The following is a 10,360-nucleotide window of genomic DNA, read 5'->3' as shown; positions in this document are numbered from 1 at the left end:
TACTCACCCAGTCGCGCGGGGCGCGTTCGTGAGCCGTACGCGCGGTGCCGCGCTGGTGCTGGTGCTGTGGCTGATCGCCCTGCTCACCGCCGTGGTCGGCGGGTTCGCGCTCAGCGCCCGCATCGAGAACCTGCAGCAGCGGGTCACTGGCGATGATGCCATCGGGCAGGAGCATGCGCGCGCCGGGCTCGAATACGCGTTGTACCGCTTGCAGCCCAACGCGCTGCAACCGCCGTGGCTGCCGGACGGACGGCGTTACCGCTGGCAGTTCGACACGCGCCGGATCGACCTGCGCATCATCGACGAGAACGGCAAGATCAACCTCAATCTCGCCGATACCGCGCTGCTCGAGGCCTTCCTGCGTGCCATGGAACTCGAACCCGGCCGCGCGCGGCAGCTCGCCGGCGCGATCGCGGACTGGCGCGATGCCGACAGCCTGACCCAACCCGGCGGCGGCGCCGAGGCCGCGGACTACCAGGCCGCAGGCCTGCCGTATGGCCCGCGCAACGGCCGTTTCGAGACGGTGGGCGAACTGCAGCGCGTGCTCGGCATGGACAACGAATTGTATGAACGGATGGAACCGATGCTGACCCTGTACAGTCGGCAGTCGCGTCCCGATCCACGGTTCGCGGCCGGGCCGGTACTGACCGCGCTCGGGCTGGATGCGGAACGACTGCTGGCCGAGCGCGAACGCGCCGAGGCCGCCGAGGATGGAAACGTGACCGGTGGAACGCTTGCCAGTGGCAGCGGCACTTATAGTATCGAGAGCCGCGCAACGGATGAACGCGGGCGGATCTCGGTGCTGCGTGCGGTGGTGCGCATGGGCGCGGCAGGCACGCCGGGGACGACTTACACAGTACTTCGCTGGGAACAGGGAATGGCAGCACGATGACGGGATGGCGGGACAGTCTGGTGCAGGCAAGGGGACGGCTCGCGCCGGGCGTAGGCAATGGCCTGCGCTGGTGGCGGCGTTCGCTGCTGGCCTGGCTGCCGGTGCGCTGGCAATGGGCGATGGGCTGGTCGCGTTCGCGGCTGCTGCTGTCGCAGCAGGGCGATCGCCTGGTGGTGCGCCGCGACACCGCCGCGCAGGTCCAGCCGGTGGTTGAACTGCCGTGGCCTACCGTGCCTGCCGACCTCGAGGCGGTGCTCGATACACGCCTGCGCCGCCTGCCGCGGCACTGGGTGCTGCCGGCATCGCTGGTGCTGCGCCGCCCGCTGCGGTTGCCGGCCGCGGCCGCGCCGCGGCTGCGCGATGTGGTGGGCTTCGAGATCGACCGGCAGACCCCGTTCGAAGCCAGCCAGGTGCATTACGACGTGCGTGAACTCGACACGCTGGCCGATGGCCAGCTGCAGGTCGAACTGGTGGTCATTCCGCGCCAGGCACTGGAGCAGTGGACCCAGCAGGCGGGCGCGTGGTCACAGCAGCTGGCCGGTGTGGATGCCGATGACGGCAACGGGCAGCTGCTGGGCGTCAACCTGTTGCCGCCCACCCAGCGCCGTGTCACCCACGACCCCATGCGCCGCTGGAACCTGCTGCTGGGCTGCGCCACGCTGGTGCTGTTGGCGCTGGCGGGCAACCAGTTGCTGGACAACCGCCAGGCCGGTGCCGACCGCCTGCGCGAACAGGTCGACCGTGCCGCGCTCGATGCGCGCCGCGTGGCCGCACAGCGGCAGCAGTTGCAGGAGCTGGTGGACGGCGCCGCGTTCCTGGAGGGCAAGCGCGGCGCGCATGCCAGTACCGTGGAACTGTGGAATGAACTGACCCGGTTGCTGCCCGATGGCACCTATCTGGAAAAGCTCTCGGTGGAGGGCAACACGTTGCAGCTGATCGGGCTCAGCCGTGAGGCCTCGCAGCTGGTGTCGCTGCTGCAGGATTCCCCGCTGTGGCGCAAGGTCAACCTCACCGGTGTGCTGCAGGCCGATGGCGGTGCCGCCGGCCGCGACCGCTTTACCTTGACTGCCGAGCTGCAGCCCCTGCCCACGGCCCCGGCCGCCGCCACGCCCGCCAAGGAGGTTGCCCATGGCAATGCCCCCGACGCGCCGTGACCGCTGGCTGGCCCTGGCGCTGTTGCTGGCGGCGATTGCCGCGGGCTACCTGCTGCTGGTGCACCCGTGGTTCACCCGGCCGCTGCTGGACATCAATGCCGGCATCGCCGGGCTGCAGGAACGCGAGCAGCGCGTGCAGGCACAGCTGCAGCAGCGCAGCCAGGTGCAGCAGCGCCTGCAGGAGGTCCAACGCGCGCTCGAAGGCCGCCCGGGTTTCCTGCGCGAGCCCACCGCCGAGTCGGCCGCAGCAGCCCTGTCCACGCGGCTGCAGGATGCCGTGGCCTCGGCCAGCCCGGGCAACCGCAGCTGCACCATCAGCAACCGCTCGCCGCTGACCGACACCGCACGCGATGCGCAGTTCCCGCGCGTGGCACTGCAGGTGCGCCTGCGCTGCGGCGTACCGGAAATGGCCGCCGTACTGCAGACGCTGGAGACCGGCAGCCCGCGCCTGTTCGTGGACAACCTCAACCTGTTGGCGCAGCGCTTCCAAGCCTCGCCCAACGAATCGGGGACCGGGCTGGACGTGTCGTTCGAGCTGGTCGGCTACCTCAAGCCCGGCGCCGCCAACGACGTGGTCGCCGCGCCTGCGGCCGCGACGGTTGAACCGGCCCCGGCAGGGTTGGCACCGGCGGGATCGGCCATGGCCGCCCCGACCGATCCGGGCGCGGAAGCCCCGGTCGAGGAGGGCGCCCTTGAAGATTGACTTCGCCCCACTGCGCACCTGGTGGCTCGGCGGCGTGGCGGCGCTGGCCGCGCTGCTGTGGATCGCCACGCTGCTGGGCGCGGGCGCGGGCATCGCGCCGGTCGACGACGACGACCGCGCTGCGCCGCCCCTGCCGGTGCTGGCACCGGCGGCGCCGGAACGCATCGCCTCGGCCGCGGCCTACGCCGACATCGGAGCGCGCCCGCTGTTCGCCGAAGACCGCAAGCCGCGCCCGTACCTGCTGGGCGGCACCGAGCCGGGCAGCGCGTCCAGCGCGGTAACGCTGACCGGGGTGCTGCTCACCTCGGAGTTCGGCATGGCCATTCTCACGACCGACCAGAAGCAGTCGCTGCGGCTGCGCCTCAATGGCGATGCGGTGCATGGCTGGCAGCTGGTGGCCCTGGAACCGCGCAGCGCCACCGTGACCGGCCCGGGCGGCACACAGACGCTGGAGCTGGTGACCTTCAGTGGCCAGGGCGGTGAGCCGCCCACCGTGCTTGGCAGCGCCACTGCAGGCGGCCCGCAGGCGCCAGGTGTGCGCGCACCGCTCCCGCCGCCACCGCCGCCGGCGAACACTGCGCGCGCCGGGCAGGCGCCTGCGCAGGTGCTGGTCGCGCCGCCGCCGGCGGCCGCCCCGCCCGCGCCGAGCCCGGCGGCACAGGGACCCAGTGAAGAACAGATGCAAGCCATCCGCGCCCGTATCCAGGCGCGCCGCCAGCAACTGCAGCAACAGCAACAGTCGCAGCCGCCGTCCGGCGGCTCCGGCCAAACCAAATAGAGTGAAAGCATGACATTGCGTCTTTTCTCCCTGTCGTTCGCCGTTGCCCTCATCGCGGGGTGCGCCACCGTGCCCGGCGCTCAAGTCCATCGCGGCGCGGTTCCTGCTGGAACCCATCAAGTCGCGGCCGGTGACGGATCGCACGACGGCGTCGAGGCGCAGCCGCTGGGCGCGGAGGGCACGCCGCAGGCGGTGATCCGCCGCGGTACCGGCACCATGATCAACCGCAGCGCCGCCGCCGCGGCAGCGCCGTCGCTGTCGCAGGCCAGCAACGGCACCGCGACCTTCAACTTCGAAGGCGAATCGGTGCACGCGGTGGTCAAGGCGATCCTCGGCGACATGCTGGGCCAGAACTATGTGATCGCGCCGGGCGTGCAGGGCACCGTGACCCTGGCCACGCCCAAGCCGGTGTCGTCGGCGCAGGCGTTGAACCTGCTGGAAATGGTGCTGGGCTGGAACAACGCACGCATGGTCTACAGCGGCGGCCGCTACAACATCGTTGCCGCCGACCAGGCGCTGGCTGGCACGGTGGCGCCGAGTACCGCGCCTGCGGCCAGCGCACGCGGCTTCGAGGTGCGCGTGGTGCCGCTGCAGTACATTTCCGCCACCGAGATGAAGAAGGTGCTGGAGCCGTACGCGCGCCCGAATGCGATCGTCAACGTCGACAGCGGCCGCAACGTGATCACCCTGGGCGGTACCCGCAGCGAGCTGGAAAACTACCTGCGCACGGTCGAGATCTTCGACGTGGACTGGCTGTCGGGCATGTCCGTGGGCGTGTTCCCGATCCAGACCGGCAAGGCCGAGCAGGTCGCGGCGGACCTGGAGAAGGTGTTCGGCGAGGAGAGCAAGACCCCCAGTGCCGGCATGTTCCGCTTCCTGCCGCTGGAGAATGCCAACGCGGTGCTGGTGATCACCCCGCAGGCGCGTTACCTGGACCAGATCCAGCAGTGGCTGGAGCGCATCGACACCGCCGGCGGCAGCGCCCGCCTGTTCTCCTACGAGCTGCGCTACGTCAAGGCCAAGGACCTGGCCGAGCGCCTGGCCGAGGCCTTCGCCACTGAGAACGGCCGCAGCGGCCGCGGCGGCGTTGGCTCGCTGGCGCCCGGTGCAAGCGTGCAGGATCTGGGCAGCCGTGATGGCACCAGCGGCAACAGCATGAACAGCACCGGCAGCAACGGCACCAACCGCACCGGTGGCATGGGCGAGGGCACCATGAGCCTGCCGCAGCGCCAGTCCGGCAACGCCAGTTTCAGCCTCGAAATCCAGGGCGATTCGGTCGGCGTCTCGGCGGTGGAGGAAACCAACACGCTGCTGGTGCGTTCCACCCCGCAGGCCTGGCGCTCGATCCGCGAGGTGATCGAGAAGCTCGATGTGATGCCGATGCAGGTGCACATCGAGGCGCAGGTAGCCGAGGTCGAACTGACCGGCGATCTGAGCTACGGCGTCAACTGGTTCTTCGAACAGGCCGTGGCCACCGGCAAGACCGAGAGCGGCATCGACCTGCCCAGCGCGCTGGGCCGCTCGATCTGGGGCAGCATTTCCGGGCGCGTCGGCGACGGCGGCCTGGGCTGGACCTTCCTGGGCAAGAACGCGGCCGCGGTGGTGACCGCGCTGGACAAGGTGAGCAACCTGCGCCTGCTGCAGACCCCCTCGATCTTCGTGCGCAACAACGCCGAAGCCACGCTCAACGTGGGTACCCAGATCCCGATCAACTCGGTGTCGGTCAACACCGGCACCGGCGGGGACAACACCTACAGCCAGGTGCAGTACCTGGACACCGGCGTCATCCTCAAGGTGCGTCCGCGCATCACCCGTGACGGCGTGGTGTTCCTGGACATGGTGCAGGAAGTGAGCTCGGCCGGTGCGATCCCCGCCGGCTGCGACGCCACCCGCACGACCTGCAATCCGCCGATCAATACCCGCAAGATCTCCACCGAAGCCGCGGTGCAGAGCGGCGACACCATCATGCTGGCGGGTCTGATCACCAATTCGGACGAGAACGGCGCCAACGGCGTGCCCGGCCTGAGCCGGATTCCGGTGATCGGCGCGCTGTTCGGCAAGAAGACCCAGCTCACCAAGCGCTCGGAAGTGATCGTGCTGTTGACCCCGACCATCGTGCGCAACGCACAGGAGTCGCGCAACCTGACCGACGAATACAGCAACCGCTTCCGTGCGATGGAGCCGTTCCCGGCGCCGCGCCCGGGCCGCTGAGCCGCGCGGGCGCCACGCGGCAGGCCACGCCTGCTACGCTGCGCCCAGGTGGCCGGCACAGGGGGACGGATGGGGACGATCGTGTTGCTGCCGATCGGGGTCGATGACAGCGCCCTGGACCGGTGCCTGGCGGCACTGGATGCGGGTACCCCGGCCGGCACGCCGGTTTGGCTGGCCGACGACGGCCAGGCCGGCCCGCGTGCGCAGGCGGTGATCGAACACTGGCTGGCCAATACGCCCCTGCATGCCGAATACACCCGTCGCGCCCGCGCGATCGGCGAGGTCGCCCACCTGGACGAAATGCTGCGCGCCTGCGCGGGCAGCGACGTGGTGGTGCTCGCGCCCGATGCCGTGCCCGCCCCCGGGTGGTTGCAGCAGCTGGAGGCCTGCTGCGCGCGTGACGCGTCGATCGGTTCGGCCACGCCGTGGTGCAACGCGGGCGAAACGGCCGCATGGCCGCGGCTGGGTGAGATCAATCCGGCGCCTGACGACCTGCGGGCGATGGCCGAGGCGTGCGCCGCCCTGCCCGCGCTGCATCCGGAGTTGCCGTCCGCGGTGACCCATGCGGTGCTGCTGCGGGCCAACGCACGCCGCAAGGCCGGTGGGTTGGACATGCACAGCTACGCTTCCTGGAATGCCGCGCTGATCGACCTGAGCCTGCGCATGGCCGGCCTGGGCTGGCGCAATGCGCTGTGCGAGACCGCCTTCGTGGCCCGTGCCGGGGAGTCGCAGGCACAGGACGGAGACATGGAGGCGCTGGCCACCCGCTGGCCGGCCTGGCAGCCGCGGCTGGCCAGCTTCCTGATGGGCGACCCGCTGCTGCAGGCGCGGGAGGCGCTGCAGCAGCTGCACCGGCAGGCGATAATGCCGCGTTCCCAGGGCGATCTGTTTGGATCGCCCGCTGCGCCTGATCCGGAGTCCGCCGTTTGAATCCCTGCATTGCCGTGGTGATCGTCAGCTACCAGAGCGCCAGCACGCTGGATGCGTGCCTGCTGCGCCTGCGTACCGCAATCGAAGTCGCCGAGATCCGCGTGGTCGACAACGCCTCCAACGACGGCACGCTGGACATCGTGCAGCGCCATGCCAGTGCCGATCCCCGCGTGCGCTTCATTGCCAACCCGGACAACCCCGGGTTCGCGGCGGCCAACAACCAGGGCGTGGCCGACAGCCACGCGCCGTGGCTGGCCTTCATCAATCCGGACCTGATGGTCGCCCGCGATACGCTGGCGCAGCTGCGCGCGCGCGGGGAAGCATTGGGCGACTGCGTGCTGGGCGTGGAGCAGGTGGACGAGCAGGGCCAGCCGGATGCGGCGGTGCGCCGCCGCGACCCGGACTTCGCGGCCATGCTGCGCCGGCCGGGGCAGGGCGCGCGGCTGGCCATTCCGGCCGATCCGGCCCAGCCGCTGCAGACGGTGCCGGCCTTGTCCGGCGCGCTGCTGCTGATGCCGCGCGCGCTGTTCGAGCGCATCGGCGGCTGGGACGCGGGCTACCGGCTGCATGCCGAGGACCTGGACCTGTGCCGGCGCGCGCGCGAGGCCGGCGCGGTGGTGGCCATCGCCAACGACCTGCAGGTGGTGCACGTGCGCGGGGTATCGAGCCGCTCGCGGCCGTTCTTCGTGGAATGGCACAAGCACCGTGGCCTGTGGCGCTACTTCCGCAAGTTCGAGGCCCGCCAGCGCAATGTGCTGGTGCAGGCGGCGGTGTGGGGGGCGATATGGGCGCATGCCGCCGCGCAGGTGCCGCGGTTGCTCCGCAACCGGTGAAATGCGTACCCACCAACGGTGGGCACCTACCGGTGATGACGCGGTAGGTACCGACCGTTGGTCGGTACATGCTGGCGGGCGCATAATCGCGGCATGATCATCCAATCACTGCTCGACACCGACCTGTACAAATTCACCATGATGCAGGCGGTGCTGCATCAGCATCCCGGCGCGCAGGTCCAGTACCGGTTCAAGTGCCGCACGCCAGGCATCGAGCTGGCGCGCTATATCGAGCAGATCAACGCGGAGATCGACCATCTCTGCACGCTGCGCTTCACCGACGAGGAGCTCGCCTACATGCGGGGGCTGCGCTTCGTGAAGCCGGACTTCGCCGACTTCCTCGGCCTGTTCCACCTGGACCGCAAGTACATCGACCTGCGGCCGTCGCAGACGGTGCCGGGCGAGATCGAGCTGGACATCACCGGCCCGTGGCTGCACACCATTCTGTTCGAGGTGCCGCTGCTGGCGATCATCAATGAGGTCTGGTTCCGCAACACCACGGAGGCCGACTTCGCCGAAGGCGAGCGCCGCCTGCAGGCCAAGACGGCGCTGCTGCGCGACACGCCCGGCTTCGAGCTGTGCCGCATTGCCGACTACGGCAGCCGCCGCCGCTACTCGCGCGAGTGGCATGCGCGGATGCTGCCGATGCTGCGCGACGCGCTCGGCGCGCAGTTCGTGGGCACCAGCAATGTGCATTTCGCGCGCCTGTACGGCATGACGCCGCATGGCACGATGGCGCATGAGTATCTGCAGGCGTTCCAGGCCCTGGGGCCGCGCCTGCGTGACTCGCAGGTGGCAGCGCTGGAGTCGTGGGCGCGCGAGTACCGCGGCGACCTCGGCATCGCGCTGTCGGACGTGGTCGGCCTGGACGCGTTCCTGCGCGACTTCGACATGTACTTCTGCAAGCTGTTCGACGGGGTGCGCCACGATTCGGGCGACCCCTTCAGCTGGGGCGACCGCATGCTGGCCCACTTCAAGGACCGCCGGGTCGATCCGCGCAGCAAGGTACTGGTGTTCAGCGACGGGCTGAACATCGAGAAGGTGATGCGCCTGTTCGACTATTTCCGTGGCCGCTGCCAGGTCGCCTTCGGCGTCGGTACGCACCTGACCAACGACCTGGGCCCGACCCCGCTCAACATCGTGATCAAGATGGTCCGCTGCAACGGCCAGCCGGTGGCCAAGCTCAGCGATTCGCCGGGCAAGAGCATGTGCGACGACCCGGGCTACCTGGCTTACCTGCGCCAGGTATTCGAACTCCCGCCGGAGTGAATCAACGGCGTAACGACCAACGGTCGTTACCTACCGCACGGCAGCGGGTCGTGGCAACCGCAGAATCGGTAGGTCACGACCGTTGGTCGTGACCGATGCCAGGTCATTCGAGCGCATACCGCGCGACAAACAACGCGGCCACCAACCAGACGGCCGGATGCACTTCGCGCCAGCGACCGGTACCGGCCTTCAATACCGCATAGGCGATGAACCCGAACGCCAGGCCATTGGCAATCGAATAGGTAAACGGCATCGCCAGCGCGCACAGCGCGGCAGGCACGGACTCGGTCAGGTCGTTCCAGTCCACATCCACCAGTTCGCGCAGCATCAAGCCGGCCACGAACAGCAGCGCCGGCGCGGTGGCATAGCCCGGCACCATGGCGGCCAGCGGCGAGAACAGCAGGGCGGCCAGGAACAGACCGGCCACGACCAGCGCGGTCAGGCCGGTGCGGCCGCCGGCCTGCACGCCCGAGGCGCTTTCGGCGAAGGCGGTGGTGCTGCTGGTGCCGAGCAGGGAGCCGGCGACGATGGCGGTGCTGTCGGCCAGCAGGGCACGTCCGAAGCGCTTCTGCGCGCCCGGCAGTTTGAGCAGGCCGGCACGCCCGACCACGCCATACAGGGTGCCGGTGGCATCGAACACTTCGACCAGGACGAACACGAGCACGACCTGCAGCAGCACGGCAATGGGCGCGCCGCCGTTGTGGTGGAGCAGGCCGGGCAGGTCCAGCTGCAGGAAGGTCGGGGCCAGGCTGGGCGGCAGGGAGATCACGCCGTGGTACTGCACGTTGCCGAGCAGCCAGGCCGCGCCGGTGACGGCGAGGATGCCGATCAGGATGGCACCGCGCACGCGCCGCGCTTCGAGGATGGCGATCAGCAGGAAGCCGGCCAGGGCGAGCAGCGGCGGGGCGGTGTTGAGCGGCCCGAGTGCGACCAGGGTGTCGGAGTTGGCGATGATGACGCCGGATTTCTGCAGGGCGATGATGGCGAGGAACAGACCGATACCGGCGACGATGGCGGCACGCAGCGAGGCGGGAATGCCGGCCACCAGCCAGGCGCGCACGCCGGTCAGCGACAGTGCGAGGAACACCAGTCCCGAGATGAAGACGGCGGCCAGCGCCTGCTGCCACGGCAGTCCGGCGGCGCCCACGACGGTAAACGCGAAGAACGCATTCAAGCCCATGCCCGGGGCCATGCCCACGGGGAAGTTGGCAGCGAATGCCATCACCAACGAGCCCAGCGCGGCGGCCAAGCAGGTCGCCACGAACACGGCGCCCGGGTCCATGCCGGTGGTGGAAAGAATGTCGGGGTTGACGAAGACGATGTAGGACATCGTCAGGAACGTGGTCAGCCCGGCCAGCACTTCGGTCCGCACGGTGGTGCCGTGCTGCTGTAGCTGGAAGAGGTTTTCAAGCAGTTTCATGGTGGGGGTCCATGGGTGTTGGTCTTTTTCGTTGGGTCAAACGCTACGGCGAACAGCCTTCGTCTGGTGCAACTGTGGGTTAGGGCCGGCGGGTACGGGGGTACGGGACACGCCGTAAACCCATCCATGGGGGCTCGTAGAAAACATCCATGTTTTCTGCGGTCCCGTAC

9 protein-coding genes are annotated in these 10,360 nt (G+C 69.5%); 8 read left to right on the top strand and 1 reads right to left on the bottom strand.

Annotation, left to right across the window (positions count from 1 at the left end):
- Positions 1-28: 28 nt before the first annotated feature.
- The 8 genes from ACREPD_RS20675 (at position 29) to pncB (ending at position 8,770) form a co-directional block, all read left to right on the top strand.
- Positions 29-892 carry a general secretion pathway protein GspK gene (locus ACREPD_RS20675; RefSeq protein WP_431601037.1) on the top strand — a complete coding sequence of 288 codons (864 nt, stop codon included), beginning with the start codon at positions 29-31 and terminating at the stop codon, positions 890-892.
- Positions 889-2,046: a PilN domain-containing protein gene (locus tag ACREPD_RS20670; protein WP_431601036.1), complete on the top strand. Its 1,158-nt coding sequence runs from the start codon at positions 889-891 to the stop codon at positions 2,044-2,046. Before ACREPD_RS20675 ends, ACREPD_RS20670 begins: the two co-directional genes overlap by 4 nt.
- Positions 2,021-2,749: a type II secretion system protein GspM gene (gene gspM, locus ACREPD_RS20665; RefSeq protein ID WP_431601035.1), complete on the top strand. Its 729-nt coding sequence runs from the start codon at positions 2,021-2,023 to the stop codon at positions 2,747-2,749. The genes ACREPD_RS20670 and gspM overlap by 26 nt, the downstream gene beginning before the upstream one ends.
- Entirely contained in the window at positions 2,739-3,527 is a 789-nt protein-coding gene (locus ACREPD_RS20660; protein ID WP_431601034.1) for a hypothetical protein, read from the top strand. Before gspM ends, ACREPD_RS20660 begins: the two co-directional genes overlap by 11 nt.
- A 9-nt stretch (positions 3,528-3,536) precedes the next feature.
- Positions 3,537-5,738, top strand: a complete 2,202-nt coding sequence (gspD, locus tag ACREPD_RS20655) for a type II secretion system secretin GspD (RefSeq protein WP_431601033.1) — start codon at positions 3,537-3,539, stop codon at positions 5,736-5,738.
- Positions 5,739-5,807: 69 nt separating this feature from the next.
- On the top strand, positions 5,808-6,668 hold the full coding sequence (locus ACREPD_RS20650) for a glycosyltransferase family 2 protein (protein WP_431601032.1): 861 nt from the start codon (positions 5,808-5,810) through the stop codon (positions 6,666-6,668).
- Entirely contained in the window at positions 6,665-7,501 is an 837-nt protein-coding gene (locus ACREPD_RS20645; RefSeq protein WP_431601031.1) for a glycosyltransferase family 2 protein, read from the top strand. The genes ACREPD_RS20650 and ACREPD_RS20645 overlap by 4 nt, the downstream gene beginning before the upstream one ends.
- 93 nt (positions 7,502-7,594) lie before the next feature.
- A complete protein-coding gene (gene pncB / locus ACREPD_RS20640; RefSeq protein ID WP_421569187.1) occupies positions 7,595-8,770 on the top strand; it encodes a nicotinate phosphoribosyltransferase in 1,176 nt (391 codons plus the stop codon).
- A gap of 103 nt (positions 8,771-8,873) precedes the next feature.
- On the opposite strand, the gene ACREPD_RS20635 is transcribed toward pncB, so the two are convergent.
- Positions 8,874-10,190: an NCS2 family permease gene (locus ACREPD_RS20635; protein WP_431601030.1), complete on the bottom strand. Its 1,317-nt coding sequence runs from the start codon at positions 10,188-10,190 to the stop codon at positions 8,874-8,876.
- Between the last annotated feature and the right edge of the window lie 170 nt (positions 10,191-10,360).

It is taken from the genome of Stenotrophomonas sp., from assembly GCF_050737075.1.
Taxonomy (GTDB): domain Bacteria; phylum Pseudomonadota; class Gammaproteobacteria; order Xanthomonadales; family Xanthomonadaceae; genus Stenotrophomonas.
This window is presented reverse-complemented; position numbering and strand designations above follow the sequence as displayed.

Coding starts and splice junctions, on each gene's coding strand:
- ACREPD_RS20670 (WP_431601036.1), top strand. CDS start 889: ATGACGGGATGGCGGGACAGTCTGGTGCAGGCAAGGGGACGGCTCGCG.
- gspM (WP_431601035.1), top strand. CDS start 2,021: ATGGCAATGCCCCCGACGCGCCGTGACCGCTGGCTGGCCCTGGCGCTG.
- gspD (WP_431601033.1), top strand. CDS start 3,537: ATGACATTGCGTCTTTTCTCCCTGTCGTTCGCCGTTGCCCTCATCGCG.
- ACREPD_RS20650 (WP_431601032.1), top strand. CDS start 5,808: ATGGGGACGATCGTGTTGCTGCCGATCGGGGTCGATGACAGCGCCCTG.
- pncB (WP_421569187.1), top strand. CDS start 7,595: ATGATCATCCAATCACTGCTCGACACCGACCTGTACAAATTCACCATG.
- ACREPD_RS20635 (WP_431601030.1), bottom strand. CDS start 10,190: ATGAAACTGCTTGAAAACCTCTTCCAGCTACAGCAGCACGGCACCACC.